Source organism: Mesorhizobium sp. LEGMi-168a (genome assembly GCF_058312955.1).
Genome location: NZ_JBZEGV010000010.1, coordinates 1 through 18707 on the forward strand (window position 1 = coordinate 1; position 18707 = coordinate 18707).

At 64.2% G+C, this 18707-nt stretch carries 17 protein-coding genes; 7 read left to right on the forward strand and 10 right to left on the reverse strand.

Annotated elements, in window-relative coordinates; translation table 11 throughout:
- Positions 1 to 48 precede the first annotated feature (48 nt).
- Both AC4FWB_RS15365 and AC4FWB_RS15370 read right to left on the reverse strand, forming a co-directional pair.
- Entirely contained in the window at positions 49 to 438 is a 390-nt protein-coding gene (locus AC4FWB_RS15365; protein ID WP_491027010.1) for a hypothetical protein, read from the reverse strand.
- Between the two features lie 159 nt (positions 439 to 597).
- Positions 598 to 1212 carry an outer membrane protein gene (locus AC4FWB_RS15370; RefSeq protein WP_491027011.1) on the reverse strand — a complete coding sequence of 205 codons (615 nt, stop codon included), beginning with the start codon at positions 1210 to 1212 and terminating at the stop codon, positions 598 to 600.
- A gap of 391 nt (positions 1213 to 1603) precedes the next feature.
- Here AC4FWB_RS15370 and AC4FWB_RS15375 point away from each other — a divergent pair, with 391 nt between their 5' ends.
- Positions 1604 to 1867, forward strand: a complete 264-nt coding sequence (locus AC4FWB_RS15375) for a DUF6460 domain-containing protein (protein ID WP_059185080.1) — start codon at positions 1604 to 1606, stop codon at positions 1865 to 1867.
- Positions 1868 to 1877: 10 nt separating this feature from the next.
- Here the strand turns inward: AC4FWB_RS15375 and AC4FWB_RS15380 are convergent, their stop codons facing one another.
- Entirely contained in the window at positions 1878 to 2780 is a 903-nt protein-coding gene (locus AC4FWB_RS15380) for a histone deacetylase family protein (RefSeq protein ID WP_491027012.1), read from the reverse strand.
- 147 nt (positions 2781 to 2927) lie between these two features.
- Here AC4FWB_RS15380 and AC4FWB_RS15385 point away from each other — a divergent pair, with 147 nt between their 5' ends.
- On the forward strand, positions 2928 to 4259 hold the full coding sequence (locus AC4FWB_RS15385) for an MATE family efflux transporter (protein ID WP_491027013.1): 1332 nt from the start codon (positions 2928 to 2930) through the stop codon (positions 4257 to 4259).
- A gap of 33 nt (positions 4260 to 4292) precedes the next feature.
- Here the strand turns inward: AC4FWB_RS15385 and AC4FWB_RS15390 are convergent, their stop codons facing one another.
- The 3 genes from AC4FWB_RS15390 to AC4FWB_RS15400 all read right to left on the reverse strand — a co-directional run bounded on the left by AC4FWB_RS15390 (position 4293) and on the right by AC4FWB_RS15400 (position 6774).
- Positions 4293 to 5255, reverse strand: a complete 963-nt coding sequence (locus tag AC4FWB_RS15390) for a PLP-dependent cysteine synthase family protein (RefSeq protein ID WP_491027015.1) — start codon at positions 5253 to 5255, stop codon at positions 4293 to 4295.
- Positions 5256 to 5350: 95 nt separating this feature from the next.
- A complete protein-coding gene (locus AC4FWB_RS15395; protein ID WP_491027016.1) occupies positions 5351 to 6427 on the reverse strand; it encodes a quinone-dependent dihydroorotate dehydrogenase in 1077 nt (358 codons plus the stop codon).
- Entirely contained in the window at positions 6424 to 6774 is a 351-nt protein-coding gene (locus AC4FWB_RS15400; RefSeq protein ID WP_491027017.1) for a DUF952 domain-containing protein, read from the reverse strand. The genes AC4FWB_RS15395 and AC4FWB_RS15400 overlap by 4 nt, the downstream gene beginning before the upstream one ends.
- Positions 6775 to 6945: 171 nt before the next feature.
- On the opposite strand from AC4FWB_RS15400, the gene AC4FWB_RS15405 reads away from it, so the two are divergent.
- Together AC4FWB_RS15405 and AC4FWB_RS15410 are read left to right on the forward strand one after the other, a co-directional pair.
- Positions 6946 to 7383 (forward strand): hypothetical protein, encoded by a 438-nt coding sequence (locus AC4FWB_RS15405; protein WP_491027018.1) that lies wholly within the window; start codon positions 6946 to 6948, stop codon positions 7381 to 7383.
- Between the two features lie 134 nt (positions 7384 to 7517).
- The gene (locus AC4FWB_RS15410) at positions 7518 to 8177 is read left to right on the forward strand and encodes a response regulator transcription factor (protein WP_491027019.1); all 660 of its coding nucleotides are present in this window, start codon (positions 7518 to 7520) and stop codon (positions 8175 to 8177) included.
- A 17-nt stretch (positions 8178 to 8194) separates the two neighbouring features.
- On the opposite strand, the gene AC4FWB_RS15415 is transcribed toward AC4FWB_RS15410, so the two are convergent.
- The gene (locus AC4FWB_RS15415; protein ID WP_491027020.1) at positions 8195 to 9496 is read right to left on the reverse strand and encodes an MDR family MFS transporter; all 1302 of its coding nucleotides are present in this window, start codon (positions 9494 to 9496) and stop codon (positions 8195 to 8197) included.
- Between the two features lie 114 nt (positions 9497 to 9610).
- On the reverse strand, positions 9611 to 10267 hold the full coding sequence (locus AC4FWB_RS15420) for an O-methyltransferase (protein ID WP_491027022.1): 657 nt from the start codon (positions 10265 to 10267) through the stop codon (positions 9611 to 9613).
- Between the two features lie 87 nt (positions 10268 to 10354).
- Between AC4FWB_RS15420 and AC4FWB_RS15425 the strand changes: the two genes are divergently transcribed.
- A complete protein-coding gene (locus AC4FWB_RS15425; protein ID WP_491027023.1) occupies positions 10355 to 11050 on the forward strand; it encodes a TetR/AcrR family transcriptional regulator in 696 nt (231 codons plus the stop codon).
- Positions 11051 to 11076: 26 nt separating this feature from the next.
- On the opposite strand, the gene AC4FWB_RS15430 is transcribed toward AC4FWB_RS15425, so the two are convergent.
- Positions 11077 to 14562, reverse strand: a complete 3486-nt coding sequence (locus AC4FWB_RS15430) for a PAS domain-containing hybrid sensor histidine kinase/response regulator (RefSeq protein ID WP_491027024.1) — start codon at positions 14560 to 14562, stop codon at positions 11077 to 11079.
- Positions 14563 to 14792: 230 nt separating this feature from the next.
- Here AC4FWB_RS15430 and mscL point away from each other — a divergent pair, with 230 nt between their 5' ends.
- Complete coding sequence (gene mscL / locus AC4FWB_RS15435) at positions 14793 to 15215, forward strand: large conductance mechanosensitive channel protein MscL (RefSeq protein ID WP_491027025.1); 423 nt, start codon at positions 14793 to 14795, stop codon at positions 15213 to 15215.
- Positions 15216 to 15326: 111 nt separating this feature from the next.
- Positions 15327 to 16493, forward strand: a complete 1167-nt coding sequence (locus AC4FWB_RS15440; protein WP_491027026.1) for a pyridoxal phosphate-dependent aminotransferase — start codon at positions 15327 to 15329, stop codon at positions 16491 to 16493.
- Positions 16494 to 17285: 792 nt separating this feature from the next.
- On the opposite strand, the gene hemA is transcribed toward AC4FWB_RS15440, so the two are convergent.
- Complete coding sequence (gene hemA, locus AC4FWB_RS15445; protein ID WP_491027027.1) at positions 17286 to 18563, reverse strand: 5-aminolevulinate synthase; 1278 nt, start codon at positions 18561 to 18563, stop codon at positions 17286 to 17288.
- Positions 18564 to 18707: the final 144 nt, after the last annotated feature.

Here is an 18707-nt window from a genome sequence, read left to right on the forward strand (position 1 = left end):
TCATATCCCGGGTTTCGGCGTCACCCACAACCCCAGAACCGCTCCATCCTATTCACACTCCAGCTTCGGCTTGCGGAAGTTGGTGATGAACCACCGGCCGCCCGATGCGCGGGCGTAAAAGGTGTAGAAACACTCCTGGCGTTCGACATAGCCGGGTGTCTCGGTCAACTCATATTCGGTGCCGTGCTTGGTTTGATGCACTTCGCCGCTCGACGTGCCGGAAACCACGTTGGTGGATATCTTGCGCCATTGATAGGCGCGCTCGCCCGATCCGAGATCAACGACGGCAGTCGGCGGCCCGTAGTCGAGGACGACGGACTCCACCGGCTGTCCGATATAGTTCTTCATGATGTCGGAAGCGCATGCGGACATTGCCAGCAATGCTGCCGCGAACAAGGCTTTCGAAGCCCATCCAGGGCTTGTGGCTGTCATGGACATGTTTGGATTCCTGTCGTGGGGAAGCGCGTTTGAGCTAGGCCGCGAAAATTGCCTCGACATTACGTGGCGGCTTGCCAGGCGGAAGGAGAAAGGCAGTCTCCCGTGGTGGAGATCGGCGGGGCAGCCGCCACGGAAAACTGCTCTCCGGCACGCCCCGAGCTAGAAGCGGTAGTTGATACCGGCCTTCAGCTCCTGGCTGCCTATACCGGTCTTCGCTGTGCCGAAGGCCGATCTCGTTTCCACATTGGGGGTGCGGATATAGTCGTATTCGATCTTGGCGGAGAGGCCGCCCGCGAACGCCTGTTCGACGCCGGCGCCGACCAGGTAGCCGAGCTTGCGGCTGTCGGCGTCGCGCACGCCATCGCCCTTGCCGAATGTGGTCACCGCCACGCCGGCGGTGCCGAAAACGAGCGTCTGGTCGAAGGAAAGGCCTGCCTTGGCCTTGGCGGCGGCGCGCCACTTCTCCTTGATCTTGCCGCCCTCGACATTGTGTTCGGCGCCGCCGAGATAGGAGCCTTCGAGCTCGGCGCCGAACACCGCCGGCCCTGTCTGTATGTTGTAGCCGGCCTGCACGCCGCCGCTCCAGCCATTCCTGCCGGCGAACGGATTGGGCATTTTGGTGAAGGCGGTCCCGCCATGCACGCCGACATAGGCGCCGCTCCATTGGAAGGCGGGCTGATCGTTGTAGGCAGGCGCGAGATCGGCGGCCATCGCCGCCCCGCCGAGACACACAGCGAGGCCCGCCGCCAGGGCAATCTTGGTTCGAGAAGACATTTGCATACTCCAGACACGCATGCGCAGGGCGGACCGTGCGCGGATTTGACCGTGGAGCGGTCCTTGGGTGGCTGCTCCGGCTCCTTGAGTCTTTCGCGGGCAATAAAAGTCCCGTCCGCGAAGGCGCTGCCTTGCGGTCCAAACTTCCGTCGCTCCACACTGCTCGAAAGACCTGCTTTAACTGGCAGGCGAAAATTGCACGCACATTGCGCGGACCGGCAAAGTGAAGATTTTTCTGTTTATTTTCAGCAATTTGCTGTGTTTCTGTTTACGCAAAATTAAGCACTTGCAACAACGCAGATCACCAGCTGCACGGCTTGATGCTGGGGAACCGAATGCGTATTTCTGGGGCCATGCTGCCGAATCGGGCAGCTCGAACCGGAGAACGGCCTTGTCCGCACTGACACGCTTCCTCGGCGATACGCCACTCAGGGTGCTCGTGAAGCTGCTGGTGGTTTCCTTCCTCGTCGGCCTCGTCATGCACGCCTTCGGCTGGAGCCCGATGGATGTGCTCTATGGCATCCGCCAGTTCTTCGTCGATTTGTGGAATCTTGGCTTCCACGCCGTCGACCGCTTCCTGGGCTATATCCTGCTCGGCGCGGCGATCGTCGTCCCGGCCTTCATCCTGCTCAGGATCGCCAGCTACAGGAAGTAGCCTCGACGCGTCACGCATAGCGAGCCGCCGCCTCGAACAGGATGGCGTGGCGCGCGGCAAGCGCCGGCACGTCGGTCGAATAGCCGCCGCCGATGACGCCGCACAGCGGAATGCCGCGGGCCCTGAAATGGGCGATCACCATCTCGTCGCGGGCGCGCAGGCCGTCATCCGAAAGCGCCAGCCTGCCAAGCCGGTCCTCGGCATGGACGTCGACGCCGGCATTGTAGAAGACGATGTCCCAGCGCCTGCCTTCCGATAGTTCCGGCAGGATGGCGCGGAGCCGGTCGAGATAGGCGGCATCGCCGGTGCCGTCGGGCAGGGCGATATCGAGATCGGAGGCGATCTTGCGCGCCGGGTAGTTGCGATCGCCGTGCATGGAGAAGGTGAATGCGTGCGGTTCATCCTTCAAAATATCCGCCGTGCCGTCGCCCTGATGCACGTCGAGATCGACGATCAGGACGTTTTCGACTGCGCGCTCGGCAAGCAGCGCCAGCGAAGCGACCGCCACATCGTTGAAGGTGCAGAAGCCCGCTCCCTGCGCGTGCCTGGCATGATGGCTGCCGCCGGCGGCGTTGCAGGCAATGCCGTGTTTCAGCGCCAGCCGCGCCGCCAGCACCGTGCCCGCGGTGGCAAGCTGTGCCCTCAGCGACACGCGCCGGCCGACCGGGAAACCGATCTCGCGCTCGATCTTTTCGGGCACCTCGCATGCGAGCACCTGGTCGACATAGTCGGCCGCATGCGCGAGCTTCAGCCACTTCGCCGGCGCCGGTTCCGGCATCGAAAGCGCTTCCGGCATGGCCAGCCCGCGGGCGCGCAAGGCCTCCATAAGCAGCGGATATTTGCTCATTGGAAAGCGATGGTTGACGGCAAAGCCGGCGTCATAGTCGGGATGGTGGACGATTTGCAAAGGCATGATGGGGGCGGCCTGCGCCAGTCTTTCTGCACCAGTGTTTCTGCACCAGCCTGGGAATTCGGTTGGCCGCCACGGGTTGGCGATTGCGCGGCAGCGGCAAACTGGGGCACATCGGCGGTTCGATCAAGCAGCAAGGCAGCAGTCCCTTTGGATGCGACCCGGGCCAACGCCAGATCCTTCATCGTCACCAACCGCTCGGTGCTGGCGATCGCCGTGCCGATGACGCTTGCCTATCTGACGACGCCGCTGCTCGGCATCGTCGACACGGCGGTGGTCGGACAGTTCGGCGACGCCGCCCTGCTCGGCGGCCTGGCGGCGGGATCGCTGGTGTTCGACGTCGTCTTCACCACCTTCAACTTCCTGCGTTCCGGCACCACCGGCCTCGTCGCCCAGGCTTTCGGGCGCGGCGATCCGCTGGAGGAACAGGCCGTGCTCTGGCGCGCCGTGCTGATCGCGGTCGTCGCCGGCGTGGTGCTCGCAGCACTCGCGCCGCTCTTTGCAGTTGCCGGTCAGTGGTTCATGGGCGCCGAGCCGCGCGTCAGCGCGGCGATGTCGGTCTATATCCGCATCAGGCTTCTTGCCGCGCCCTTCTCGCTCGTCAACTACGCCATATTGGGCTACGTCCTGGGCCGCGGCGAAGGCGGGCTCGGGCTGATGCTGCAGGCCGTGCTCAACGGCATCAACATCGCGCTCTGTTTCCTGCTCGGCCTCGAGCTCGGCTGGGGCGTCGCCGGCGTCGCCTGGGCGACCGTCACCGGCGAGTTCCTGGCGATGCTGCTCGGCCTTGCCATCGTGCTGAGCCGCTTTCGCAAGCTCGAGCGGCCGTCGTGCCGGCGTATCCTCGACCTGCCGGCCTACCGGCGCATGCTGTCGCTCAACCGCGACATCATGATCCGTTCCTTCTCGCTGCTTGCTGCCTTCGCGCTGTTCACCAGGCAGGGCGCGCAGTTCGGCACGGTGACGCTCGCCGCCAACGCCGTGCTGATGAACTTCTTCCTCATCGCCGGCTATTTCCTCGACGGCTTCGCCACCGCCGCCGAGCAGCTTGCCGGCCGCGCCATCGGCGCGCATGCGGCAACGCCCTTCCGCCAGGCCGTGCGGCTGACGCTGATCTGGGGTTTTGGCCTCGCCGGTGCTGCGACCCTGGTGCTGCTCACGGCCGGCGCCAATCTGGTGGCGCTGGTGACGACCTCGGCGGATGTGCGCCAGGCCGCCGACACCTACCTGCCCTGGGCCGCCTTCACGGCGCTAAGCGGCGTGCTCGCCTTCCAGATGGACGGCGTCTTCATCGGCGCGACGTGGTCGCGAGACATGCGCAACATGATGCTTGTGTCTTTCCTGGCCTTTTCCGCCGCGCTCATCACGCTGGCGCCGGCCTTCGGAAACAACGGCCTTTGGGCATCACTGCATGTCTTCCTGCTGGTGCGCGGATTGAGCCTGCTCACGGTGCTGCGGCTCAGGGTGCGGACGGCGTTTTAGGCGGCATCTAAGGGCCGCGCGGTCAGCCGCCCCTCAGCTCCAAAGGTCGGTCGAGAGGTATTTCAGGCCGGAATCACAAATCACGACGGCAATGGTTTTCCCTGCTTCCTCGCCCGAAAGGAGGTGCAGTGCGGCGGCCACGTTCGCGCCGGACGAGAAGCCTGCGAAAATACCCTCGCTCCGCGCAAGCAGTCGGGTGGTTTGTCGTGCCTCGTCGCCCGAAACCTGAAGGTATCCGTCGACCGGAACGCTCTTCAGGAAAGCCAGATCGGGCATCGCATATCCGCCGCCCTGAATCGGATGTTCGGCTTGCGTGATTGTCTCGCCAGCCGCGGCAGCGGCGCCTTGGGGCTCGACGACAAAACACTTGATCCGCGGATTGCGCTCCTTGAGCGCCTTCGTAATACCCGCGTAAGTCCCGCCTGAGCCGATGAAATCCACAAACGCGTCGACGGTCCCGCCCGCCGCGTCCCATATTTCCGGGCCTGTCTTGCGGTAATGCGCAAGCCAGTTTCCTTCTCGATTGAATTGATCCGCACGGAATGCGCCGCGCTCTTCGGTAACGGCGTTTGCCCTCTGGTCCACGAGCGCCAGATCACCGCCAGACACTTGCCCCGGCACCGACCCGGGCAACTGGTCCACAAGGATCACTTCTGCACCCAGGGCGCGCATCATCCGCGCGCGCTCCTCCGAGTTGCCTTTCGACATCACCGCGACGAATGGGTAGCCCTTGACCGCGCAAATGATCGCAAGGCCCGTGCCCATGTTCCCGGACGTAAGCTCGACCACCGTTTGTCCCGGCTTGATCGCCCTTGTGCGTTCCGCTTCCTCGATTATGCCGAGCGCTGCGCGATCCTTTTTGGAAAAGCCCGGATTCAGATACTCCAGCTTGGCTAAGATCGTGCCCTTGACGCCGGCCTGTTCCGTCAGCCTGTCGAGCCGGACAAGCGGTGTTCCTCCGATTGCGTCGACGACGGAATTCAAAACATCGGTCATGGTCTTCCCTTGTCGATCCGGTTCGCGGTGCCTTGCCGAACCCACATCCCCATACAGCTAGCTGAAATGAGACGCGATCTGGAACGCTGTACGTCTCAGATCGGCCTTGACGCCCAGCTATCAAGGCCGGCGTCGCGCAGCTCGCGGATTGAGCTCAGCCGCTCCCGATCCGCGAAGCGTGCCATGCCGGCAACGATGCGCCCAGGCAGCGCCGGACCGGCATAGATCATGCCGGTGTAGAGCTGGACGAGATCGGCGCCGGCGCGGATTTTCTCCAGCGCGGTTTCCGCTGAGTCGACGCCGCCGACACCGATGATCGCCATTTCCGGGCCCACCAGCTTGCGCATTTTCGCCAGCACCGCGGTCGAGCGCTCGAACAGCGGCTTGCCCGACAGTCCGCCGGTTTCGCCCGCCAAGCTTGCGCTCCGCAACCCGACCCGCGACAGCGTCGTGTTGGAAACGATGACGCCGTCGATCTTTTTCTCGGCGACCTCGGCGGCGATATCTTCCAGCTCGGCCTCGACGAGGTCCGGCGCGATTTTGAGGAAGACGGGCGGCTGTGCCGAAGCCGCAGCTCGCGCCGCCATCACGCGCGTCAAGAGCTCGCCGAGCTGCTCGCGCGCCTGCATGTTGCGCAGGCCAGGCGTGTTGGGCGAGGAGATGTTGACGGTGAGATAGCTGGCATAGGCTGAGAAGCGGGCGACGCCGCGCTCATAGTCGCGGATGCGGTCGGCGCTGTCCTTGTTGGCGCCGATGTTGACGCCGACGATGCCTGAGTGCCCCTTGCGCGCCGCCAGCCGTTTTTCGGCGGCTGCGTGCCCTTCATTGTTGAAGCCGAGCCGATTGATCACGGCTTCGTCCGCGGTCAACCGGAATATGCGCGGCTTCGGGTTGCCAGGCTGCGGCAGCGGCGTGATGGTGCCGACCTCGGCGAAGCCGAAACCCAACCGGAGCAGCGCATCCGGCACCTCGGCATTCTTGTCGTAGCCGGCCGCCATGCCGAGCGGGTTCGGGAAGTCGAGCCCGCAAAGGTTGACCTTGAGCCGCGCGTCTCGCGGGGCAGGCGAGGCGACCGGCAGGCCGCAGCGCAGCGCCGCGATCGACATCCCATGCGCGGTTTCCGGATCGAATGAGAAAAGCAGTCTTTGGCCGATCCGGTCGAGCACGCTCATTCGCCCTCCAGTTTCGGAAATCGATGCGATCCGTCCGCGCCGAGCGGCAGCGGCCACACCGAGACGACCGCATCAAGGTCAAGCGGAGCGTAGAGATGCGGGAACAAGGCGCCGCCGCGCGACACCTCGTATTTCAGCGCATCGCCCAGCTTTGCTTCGTCGATCGCGATCAGAAGCAGACCCGTCTGCCCGGCGAAATGCCTGGCCGCCGTCTCGCGCACTTGGCTCCCGGTGGAGAAATGGATGAAGCCGTCGGCGATATCGATCGGCGCTCCGGTGAAGGTGCCATTCTTCTCGGCCTCGCGCCACATGGCTTCAGGCGCGATCTTGTAGATAATCTGAGACATTGTTGCGCTATAGTCCGAACGAACCATAGGGGAAAGGGGGCAAGCAGGTTCCGGAAAAGTGTGACGCGGTTTTCCGGTAAGAACCTGCTGCAGGACCAAACTGCGCTCTTCCCCATTTCAGGCGCAAACCTGCGATATTGTTGGCTCAACGGCTCATGGAGGATAAACAACATGCGTCTGCAGCACATCCTGATCCCAGCAGCGCTTTGCTCGCTGGTCGCCGCATCGGCCTATTCCGAGGAGACCGACCGCTACCGGCTCGAAAAGTCCGCCAACGGCTATGTCCGCATGGACACCCAGACCGGCGCCATGTCGATCTGCGAGGAGCATTCCGGCCAGCTCGTCTGCAAGATGGCCGCCGACGAGCGCGCCGCCTTCCAGGACGAGATCGATCGTCTGCAGAGCTCGGTGAAGGCGCTCGACGAGCGCGTCGCCAAGCTCGAGAATTCGCCTTCCGCCCGGCTGGAGTCCCAACTGCCGAGCGAGGAGGATTTCAACAAGACGATGAGCTACATGGAGCGCTTCTTCCGCAGCTTCATGAACATCGTCAAGGACATGGACAAGGAAGAAGGCGACGGCGGCGCCAAGCCCAGCCCGCAAAAGACCTGAGCTCTCAAAAATTGAACTGCTCTGGGGAAAAAACCGCGCGCGGCCTTTGCCGCTTGAAAACAGGCCGCGCCGCCGCATAATCATTCCGATCCCGCAAGAAGCATAAATCAGCGATGGGATCCGGGGAGGAATATTTGCCGTCGGGCCACACCTTCGTCATTGCCGACGACCATCCGCTGTTTCGTGGCGCGCTGAAGGAGGCGCTCGCCGGCCTCGGCGACGTCGCCGCCATCTACGAGGCCGGCGATTTCGAAGGCGCCAAGGCGCTTGTCCTTGCCAATGAGGACATCGACATGGTGCTGCTCGACCTCTCGATGCCGGGCGCCAGCGGCCTGTCCGGCTTGATCTCTCTGCGCGGCATCCATTCCTCGGTGCCGCTGGTGGTGGTGTCGGCGCATGACGATCCAGTCACCATCCGCCGCGCGCTCGATCTCGGCGCGTCCGGCTTCATCTCCAAATCGGCAAGCATGGAGGAGATACGCAGCGCCGTGCAGGCCGTGCTTGCCGGCGACATTGCGGCGCCGGCCGGCATCGAGCTCGGCGTCGAGCGCGACCCGGAAATCTCGGACCTGATCAAGCGCCTGCAGGCGCTGACGCCGCAGCAGACGCGCGTGCTCGGCATGCTGGCCGAAGGCCTGCTCAACAAGCAGATCGCCTATGAGCTCGGCGTTTCCGAGGCCACCATCAAGGCGCATGTCTCCGCCATATTGCAAAAGCTCGGCGTCGACAGCCGCACCCAGGCGGTCATCCTGCTTTCCAAGATCGGCGGCGACCCGCTGCAGCCGGTCGCCTGATCGCCGCCCCTTGTGCTTCAGGACTGCTCCTCCATTGCCGGTCTCGAGGACCAGGTCGCGGATTTCTCCAGCCTGGCAGCCCCCGCAGCGGGGCTCGCCTCGGAAAGGGCCGCACTCGAAGAATGCCGCGCTCGTCCGATCGCGACGCCCAACCCAAGCGAGGCGACCGCCACCAGCGGAATGCCGGCGATCCAGGGCAGATGCGGCGCCAACGCATAGAGCGCGGTGCCGATCGAGGGGCCGAGCGAATCCTTGAGATCGACAGCCACCGACGAAGCCGCCATGTAGGAGGCCCGCCGCGCCGGCGGCGCAAGCGCGTTGACGGCGGTCGGCACGAGCGGCCCGACCAGCATCTGCGCCACCGAGCAGAGGCTCACCGCGGCAATCAGCGACAGCATCGCCGGCGAGGCCGCGAGCAGGGCAAAGGCTGCAATGGTCGAGAGGCCGGCGCCGGCGGTCAGCCAAAGTGCTGACCGCGCCTCGGCAAGGCGGCTCACCAGCATCTGCAGGCCGACCGTAAGTGCTGCCGCATAGGCAAACAAAGTGCCGATGCCGGATGGCGAAAGCGTGCCGGCGTCCTGCGCATAGAGCGGGATGACGGCCTCGATCCAATTGCCGGAGATCTCGAACAGCACGACCCAGCTGAGCAGTTTCACCAGGCGGCCGTCGCGAAAGGCCGGCAACAGCGCCGACAGGCCTTCCTCTTCTTCCTCCTCGCCCTGATCGTTGGCGGCGTGTCCGCTGCCGATCGTCTCGCCAAGCGCAGCCAGCATCACGACGCCGCCCAGGAGGAGCATGCCGCCGGCGGCGAGGAACACGCTGCTGAGCGATATCAGCGCGAGCAGGGCGCCGCAGGCCGGTCCGAGGATCTGCCCCGCGCTCGAGCTGACGCGCGCCATGCTGAACCAGCGCGGATGCGCTGAAGGCGCCGTCACGTCGGCAATCGCGGTAAGGATGGTCGGATGGAGCACAGACTCGCACATGCCGGTCAAAATGAGCACGATTGCGGTTGCGGCGACGCCGTGGACGAAGAAGAGCGCGACGAAGCCGCACCCGACGCCGAGCGACGAGACAATTAGCACCGGCCGCCGGCCGACCCGATCGGCAATACCGCCGATCAGCGGCGCCGCGATCAATTCGCCGCCGGCATAGCAGCCGAACAGCAGGCCGATCGCGCCGATGGGAATGCCCGCTTCGCTGCTTGCCCACAGCGGAAAGAAAGGCACCAGCGCGCCGTCGGCGAAGCCGGCGCAGAAGAACAGGAAGAGGCCGAGCAGCGCCGGGCGCGGCAGCTCGCGCCAGGAGGATAAAATGGTCATGATGTCACCTACGCGTCAAAGGCCCGAAGGCCGGGATGGCGCGTTGGCTGACGTGAACGCCTACGGCCGCTCGAAGAGCAGCGTGAGTTGTTGGTCTGCTTGTGCCGGGCTTGTTCAGCCGAGCCGCATCGAGAGTTCCACGTCGTCGCCGAACGGCGTCGACATGTAGCCTCCCGCCGGCGAGCGCACCCGCTCCAGATAGTCGGGCGAGAAGTCGGCATTGTCGGCGATGACCAGCGCGCCGGGTCTCAGCCGGCTCTCGACCAGGCTGAGAATCTCCGGATAGAGCGCCTTGGCGCCGTCGAGCAGCAGAAGGTCTATTCGGTCGGGCAGGTCCCGGCTCAGCGTCTCCAGCGCATCGCCCTCGCGGATCTCCACCAGGTCGATAAGGCCGCCTTCCGTCAGATTGGCCTTGGCCCGCGTCACCTTCGAGGGTTCGAATTCCGTGGTGATGAGGCGGCCGCCGCCATTGTCCCTGAGTGCTGCGGCAAGGTAGAGCGTCGAGATGCCGAAAGAGGTGCCGAACTCGACCATGATGCGCGCGCCGGTGCTGCGCGCCAGCATGTAGAGCAGCGTGCCGGTCTCAGGCGAAACCGCGAGCCAGAGATCCTTCAGGCTGCCGTAGAATTCGCGATACTCTGTCTTGCTGCCGAGCAGGCGCGCCCGTTCCTCGCCCGAGTACCGGGCCACCGCCGGGCTGGTCGCCGCGGCGGCTTCCTTGAAGAGGCGGGCGAGCAGAGGCGCGAGCGGGGTTCCGGTCAGGATGGTCATGGTGGGCTCCGGTCAGTTGCGTTCTTGTGTCGTCTCGAAAATACGAATAATCCTTCAGGTTTCCAATTCGCATTCCCGAGCGCGTCCATGGTCCAACGCCCAAGCCTTTCAATTTCCACCCGAAAACAGCCCAAACAGGCACGCGCGACGGAGCTCGTCGCGGCGATTCTGCAGGCAGCTACTCAGGTTTTGGCGAGCGAAGGCGCGCAGCGTTTCACCACCACGCGCGTGGCCGAGAAGGCCGGCGTCAGCGTCGGCTCGCTCTACCAATATTTCCCGAACAAGGCGGCGCTGCTGTTCCGGCTGCAGAGCGATGAATGGCGGCAGACGACCGACCTTTTATGCGGCATCCTCGAGGACGCCGAGAAACCGCCGCTCGAACGGCTGCGCATCCTGGTCCACGCCTTCATCCGCTCCGAATGCGAGGAGGCAGCGGTGCGCGTCGCGCTGAACGACGCAGCGCCCCTCTATCGCGATGCGCCCGAGGCGCGGGAGGCAAAGGCTTCGGCGGAGCGCACGGCCGAGACGTTCATGCGGGAGGCGTTGCCGGAGGCCTCGCAAGCCGTGCGCGCCATGGCCGGCGAGCTCATCCTGACGACGCTCAGCACAGTGGGGCAGGATTTCTCGGCGAGCCCGCGAACATCGGAGGAGATCGAGGCCTATGCCGACGCGCTCGCCGATATGTTCTGCGCCTATCTCGGAAGCCTAACGCATGTCGCCCAAAAGTGCGCAGCGGTTTTGGGGAAACGACATGCATCAAAACAAAGGGCGCGCCCGGGCTGAAGCAGACGGAACAGCTAGCCTCGACGTCACTCCGCCGCCGGCGCCAGCGCCCTGACGCGCGCCATCATCGAGCGCAGCACGGCCGGCTTCAGCGGCTTGTTGACCACTGGAATGTCGAGCCGACTTGCCGCCGCGCGCACCTCGCTGGAGCGGTCGGCGGTGACCAACACGCAAGGCAGGTCCTGGCCGTAAGCGGCGCGCAGCCTGTGGATCGCGTCGAGCCCGGTGCTGCCGTCGAGATGGTAGTCGGCAAGCACGACATCCGGCCTTGCAGCGCCGGGCCGCATGAGGTCTCCCGATCCCGACGCCGTCTCGACGCTGCAGCCCCAGCCCTCGAGCAGCAGCCGCATGCCGTCGAGGATGCGCGCGTCATTGTCGATGCAGAGCACGTTGAGCCCGGCAAGCGAGGATGCCGGGCGTGTCGGCGCCTTCGCGACCTCTCGCGGCGGCGTCGCGACCGCCGCAGCCGGCAGGATGACGGAAAAGCGCGTGCCCTTGCCGGGGTTGGAGAAGATGCGGATTTCAAGCCGCAGCACCCGCGCGATACGGTCGACGATGGAAAGGCCGAGACCGAGGCCCTCGGCCTCGCGCACGCCTTCGTCCAGCCGGGTGAATTCGTGGAACACGGTGTTGAGCTTGTCGCCGGCAATGCCGATGCCGGTGTCGATCACCTGAATTTCCGCCAGCTCGCCGCGCTTTCTGACGCCGACCAGGATGCGGCCCTCGCGCGTGTATTTGATCGCATTGGAGACGAGGTTCTGGATCAGCCGGCGCAACAGGTTGCGGTCGGTCATGACCCCGAGCGACGACGGCATGATTTTCAGGTCGAGTTTCTTCTCGGCGGCGAGCGGGCGAAAATCGTTGCCGATCTGGCTGAGCAGCCCGCCGAGGCTGAAGGCGGTGTCCTCCGGCTTCAGCGCCCCGGCGTCGAGCCGTGAGATGTCGAGCACCGCGCCGAGGATGGTCTCGACCGACTCCAGCGAGGATTCGATGTTGACCGCGGCCTTGCCGGCCGGTCCCTTGCCGGCCTTCTCGATCAGCGACGAGCAATAGAGCCGGGCGGCATTGAGCGGCTGCAGGATGTCGTGGCCGGCGGCGGCGAGGAAGCGCGTCTTGCTGAGGTTGGCTTCCTCGGCCAGCATCTGCGCCTGCGCCAGCTCCTCGTTGACGCGGGTCAGTTCGATGGTGCGGGTCCTGACCCGCTGCTCCAGCGATTCGTTCGCCCGCTTCAGCGCCAGGTCCTGCTCGACGCGGCCGGAAATGTCGGCATAGGTGGCGACGATGCCGCCGTCCGGCATCGGGTTGGAGCGCAGCTCCAGGATCCGGCCGCTGGTCTTGAGCTCCATCTGCCAGGGACTGACGAAGCTGGTCAGCCGGTTGAGCATCGTCACGCGCTGGTCGGCGGGAATGTCGCCGCGCTCGGCGAGGTGGCGCAGGATCTGGTCGAGCGACACCCCGACCTGGCCCATCTCGTCCGGCAGGTCGAACAGCGCCCGGTATTGCCGGTTCCAGCAGATCAGCCGGAAATCCCGGTCGAACACGGTGATGCCCTGCTCCATCTGGTCGAGCGCTATCTGCAACAGGTCGCGGTTGTGCTGCAGCGCCTCGGTGGCGTCGTCGAGCAGCCGGAAGGCATCCTTGGAGTCGCGGTCGTTGCGGCGGAAGAGCAGCGACAGAATCAGCCGCGCCGAGGACGAGCCGACGGCGCTTGCCAGCAATTGCTCCGAGAAGCGGATGACGTCCATGCTGGCCTGTTCCTTGCCGTGCAGGGAGACGTTCGCGTTCTTCTCGAAGGACTGGAAGGAACGCTCGGTGCGCTCGACGCCGAGATAGCGGGAAATCGTGTCCTTGAGGTCGTTGACGGTGACGGCGGTGCGGAAGCGCCGCAGGCTCGGCATCGGGCTGGCTTCGCGCGGCACGAAGATCGCCGCCTGAATGCGCTCCAGCGGCACGGACGCGCGGGACAGCGATCCCAGCACGAAGAACAACGTGTTGATCGACAGGCTCCACAGCACGCCGTGGTTCAGCGGCTCGCCCACGGTGCCGAACAGCGCCTGCGGCCTGAGCGCCTCGAAGCCGAACAGGCCGTGGACGACGATATCGGTCTCGGGAGCCACGAGCGAGGGCAGCAGCAGCGTATAGCCCCACACCAGAATGCCGGCGACCATGCCGAGCGCCGCACCCCGGCCATTGGCGCGGCGCCAGATCAGGCCACCGATCAGCGCCGGCGCGAATTGCGCGATCGCGGCAAACGACATCAACCCGATCGAGGACAGCCGCGCGCTGTTGGTGCTCTCGCGATAGTAGAGGAAGGCGATGAACAGCATGATGAAGATCGACGCCCGCCTGACGTTCAGGATCAGCGTCGACCAGTCCTCGTTCTGCGAAGACGTGGTCTTGAGCAGCCGGCGCACGAACAGCGGGATGACCAGGTCGTTGGAGATCATGATCGACAGCGCGACGCTCTCGACGATGACCATGGCGGTCGCCGCCGACAGGCCGCCGATGAAGGCGGCCATGGCGAGCACGTCGTGGCCGCTGAACAGCGGCAGCGACAGCACGTAAAGGTCGCTGCTGGTCTTTGTGCCGACCAGCGACAGGCCGGCAAAGGCGATCGGCAGCACGAACAGGTTGATCGCCACGAGGTAGAGCGGAAACACCCAGGTCGCGGTGCGCAGCTCGGCCTCGCTGCGGTTTTCGACGACGGTGACGTAGAACTGGCGCGGCAGCATCAGGATGGCAAAGCCGCTCAAGGTCGTCAGCACCAGCCAGGTGGCCAAAGAAGTGTTGTAGCCCATGGCCTGGCGTACCTGGTCATTTGCGGCGAGCGTCGCCAGCATGTCGCCGGGGCCGCCGAAGATCAGGAAGGTCACCATAAGACCTATGGCAAGGAACGCGGCGAGCTTGACCACGGTTTCGACCGCGACAGCCAGCACAAGCCCGTCCTGGTGCTCGGTGGCGTCGGCGTGACGCGTGCCGAACAGCACCGCAAACAAAGCCAGCAGCATCGCGACCACCAGCGAGATGTCGCTGACGAATGGGTCGAAGGAGGGCGGCGAGCCGGTGTAGTGCTCGATCATCAGGCTGACCGAGCCCGAAATCGCCTTCAGCTGCAGCGCGATATAGGGCACGGCGCCGATCGTCGCGATCAGCGTGGCGATCGCCGCGACCACAAAACTCTTGCCGTAGCGGGCGCCGAGAAAGTCGGCGATCGAGGTGATCTTCTCGCTCTTGGCCAGTCGCACGATGCGGTTGAGCAGCGGGAAGCCGAACACGAAGACCAGCACCGGGCCGGTGTAGATGCCGAGGAATTCAAGACTGCGTTCGGAAGAGAGCCCGACCGAGCCGAAGAAGGTCCAGGAGGTGCAGTAGATGGCGAGGCTGAGCGCATAGATGAAGGGCCGCGCCCGGCCGGGCCCGGCGGCCGCCGAGCGCCGGTCGCCGACGCTGGCGATGGCGAAAAGCAGCGTCACATAGGCGATCGCGATGATGACGACGAACCAGCCTTGCACGGTTCGACCTTCCTCCCTGACCGGTTCCTCACTTGGGCATTAAGACGCAATCACAGCTTGGAGCCCAAGTCCATCGCGGCTTTCGGCGCATATGTGCCTGACGGCACAGCACAAACCGGTGGCTTGACCCTTTTTCCGATTTTGCAACCGGGGGTTTTTGTTATGGTGGATTTGGGTCGGCGCCGGAGAGCCGGGGCGGCGGCACGGCCTGTCATGGCAAGGAGGGTCGAATGCTGAAAGAATTCCAGGAATTCATCTCCAGGGGCAACGTGATGGACCTGGCCGTCGGCGTCATCATCGGCGCGGCCTTCGGCAAGATCGTCGATTCGCTGGTCAACGACATCATCATGCCGATCGTTGGCGCGATCTTCGGCGGGCTGGACTTCAACAACTACTTTTTTGGCCTGTCCTCGAACGTCCACTCGGCCGCGCTGGCCGACGCCAAGAAAGAGGGCGCGGTCTTCGCCTACGGCAGCTTCATTACCGTCGTGCTGAACTTCCTGATCCTTGCCTTCATCATCTTCCTCATGGTCAAGATGGTGAACAACCTGCGCAAGCGGCTGGAGCGCGAGAAGCCCGCCGCCGCTGCAGCGGCGCCGCCGGCCGATGTCCAACTTCTGACCGAAATCCGCGACCTGCTCGCCAAGAAGTAGTCCGCAGGTAGACACGCTGGACCAAAACCCCGGCTGCTCACGGCCGGGGTTTTCTGTTTGCGGCTGTCGTAAAAGACGTTAGCAGTCGTGGAAAACCGGATGGATTCTTGCATGACCCTGATCCAGACATTGCGCGCGGAAGCTCGCGCCGCGCCCGAAAGCGGCATTGTCGCCGTCGTCAAACACGGCCGGTTGCGCGAAGGCCTGATCCCGCTCTGGGCCGGCGAGGGCGACCTGCCGACGCCCTCCTTCATCAGCGATGCCGCCGCCCGCGGGCTCGCCAATGGCGAGACCTTCTACACCTGGCAGAAGGGTATTCCGGAGCTGAGACAGGCGCTCGCCCGCTACTACTACAGGCATTTCGGCAAGAGCTTCGCCGAGGAAGAGTTCATCGTCACCGCCTCAGGCATGCATGCCATCCAGCTCGCCATCGATGCGATCGCAGGCAGCGGCGACGAGGTGATCTACCTCTCGCCGGCCTGGCCGAATTTCGCTGCCGCCGCCGGTGTTGCCGGCGGCGTCCCGGTTGCGGTCACGCTCGAGCAGTCCGGCAATGGCTGGTCCTGCGATGTCGACAAGATCGCCTCCGCCATCACGCCGCGGACGAAGGCGCTGTTCATCAATACCCCGTCGAACCCGACCGGCTGGACCGCCGACAAGGAGACTCTTCAAGCGATCCTCGACCTTGCCCGCGCGAGAAACCTTTGGATCATCGCCGACGAAATCTATGCGCTGTTCCACTATGGCCATGGCCGTGCGCCGTCCTTCCTCGACATCGCCACGGACGAGGACCGCATCCTGTTCGTCAACAGCTTCTCCAAGAACTGGGCGATGACCGGCTGGCGCGTCGGCTGGATCAAGACCCATCCCGCCTTGCAGCAGGTGTTCGAGAACCTGATCCAGTATTCGACCTCGGGCGTCGCGCAGTTCATGCAGCGCGGCGCCGTCGCCGCCCTCGACGAGGGCGACGGATTTATCGTGGAGCAGGTCGAGCGGGCACACGCCGCGCGCGACCTCGTCTGCGACATCCTGGGTGCCACCGGCAAGGCGCGCTTCACGGTGCCGCAAGGTGCGTTCTACTTGTTCTTCACCGTCGACGGCATCACCGATTCCCGCGCCGCCGCCTTCGATATCGTCGACAACGCCAATGTCGGCCTGGCGCCCGGAACGGCCTTCGGCCCCGGCGGCGAGGCCTTCCTCAGGCTATGCTTCCACCGTCGCCTCGACCAGCTCGAGGAAGCGGCAAATCGACTGGCGAAATGGATGAAGGGTCGATAGCAGACGGCCTGTTGGCGCGGATCGCCAGCGTTGCTGAAATGCTTGCAAACGGCGTGCCTTTTCAATCAGTCTACTACAATATGAGTAACATCTTTATAATCCAGTGAGCATGCGTTAGACTGTTGACGATGTGCTACCGGGGGATGTGGGTTGCCGAAGGGCGCGAATACAGAAGACTCTGGAGAAGATCAAAACGCACGGCGAAAAGAAGCCGTGGAGCGGAAGATGACTCCGCAGGAGAAGATCGACCTTTTTCTCGATACTTCGGGACGGATCGTTCGAGGTTGCCTTCCCTTGCTTTTAGCTGGCTTAGGTGGAAGCGAGCTTTTTGCGCCGGATTTCTTGGCCAGCGTCCATATGGCACCTGACATGGCTCAAACACTCTTTGGCGCGGGACTTGGGGCATATGGTGTAAATATAGGATTGCCCAGTGGCCGTAAGAGAGGTCGAAAATGACCAGTTATGGAATAAATACTAGCGCTATTGTTAGCTTGATATTTAGTAAATTTGCTCTAGCATTCGCTGTTGGGATTGTCCTTGTGGCATTTGGTTTTGAGTTGTCCGGAATAAGTTTCATCTACCAATTTAGAATGTTTTTCGGTGGAATAATGCTAGGAGCAGGCGCGAGAATTATCATCTTCGCAACTCGAGGTTTCATCGAATTTCAAGGCGCCCAGCTTCAACACCCGCCCAGCTTCAACGCCCATCGGCAAGCATCGAGGCCGCAGAGAAGCAGACATTGATTTAGACTGTGGGTCCCACCAAAGGAGTCGATAGGCGGCCGGTGTTGGCTCAGCCGCCTGACTTGGGCACCAGCAGCGGAATGATCCGGTCGCTCTTGGCGACAGCCGGGCGCCCAGCGGCACCATAGGGAATGCCGAGCGCATCCCAGGTCTCGACCAGCGCGTCCTGGAGTTCCGCGATCAGCGCGTCGGAATGAAACGGCGTCGGCGTGATGCGCAGCCGCTCGGTGCCGCGCGGCACCGTCGGGTAGTTGATCGGCTGGATGTAGATGCCGTGGACGCCGAGCAGGCGGTCGCTCGCCATCTTGCAAAGTTCGGGATCGCCGACCAGCACCGGCACGATATGGGTGGCCGATTCCATCACCGGCAGGCCGGCGGCGGCGAGTACTTCCTTGGTCCTGGCTGCCTGCCGCTGCTGCGCGTCGCGCTCGGCCTGCGAGCGCTTGAGATGCCGGATCGAAGTGGTAGCGGCCGCCGCGATCGCCGGCGGCAGCGCGGTGGTGAAGATGAAGCCAGGCGCGTAGGAGCGCACGGCGTCGATGACGGCGCTCGTGCCGGCGATGTAGCCGCCGAGCGTCCCGAAGGCCTTGGCTAAAGTGCCCTCGATGATGTCGATACGGTCGGCCAGACCCTCCCGCTCGGTGATGCCTCCGCCGCGTGGTCCGTACATGCCGACCGCATGGACCTCGTCGATATAGGTCATGGCGTTGTAGCGCTCGGCGAGCTCGACGATCTGCCTGATCGGCGCGATGTCGCCGTCCATCGAATAGACGCTTTCGAAGACGATCAGCTTGGCGCGCTCGCGGCCGGCGGCCTGCAGTAGGCTTTCCAGATGCGCGACGTCGTTGTGGCGGAAGATCTTCTTTTCGGCGCCCGAGCGGCGCACGCCCTCGATCATCGAGGCGTGGTTCAACTCGTCCGAGATGATCAGGCAGTTGGGCAAAAGCTTGGCGATGGTCGAGATCGAGGCCTCGTTGGAGACGAAGCCGGAGGTGAAGACCAGGGCTGCTTCCTTGTCGTGCAGGTCGGCCAGCTCATGCTCGAGCTCGACCAGCGGGTTGGACGTGCCGGAGATGTTGCGGGTGCCGCCGGCGCCCGAGCCCATCTTTGCTGCCGCGGTCTGGAAGGCGGCGATGACATCCGGATTCTGGCCCATGCCGAGATAGTCGTTGGAGCACCAGACGGTGATTTCCTGGGCGCGGCCGTTGGAGCGCCAGATGGCGCGCGGAAACTTGCCCACGATGCGCTCGAGGTCGGCGAAAACGCGGTAGCGCCGCTCGGCATGGAGCTGGTCGATCGCGTCTTCGAAGAACCGCTGGTAATTCATGTCGGCTTCCCAAATTTTGCGCGGATCATAGTCATTGGCCTATGCCGCGTCCACCGCGCCCCACCGGTCAAAATGCCACGCCCCGGGCCTGTTCCTAACGATGCCGGATCGTGGCCTATTCCCGGCTGTTTGAAGCAGCTTTGT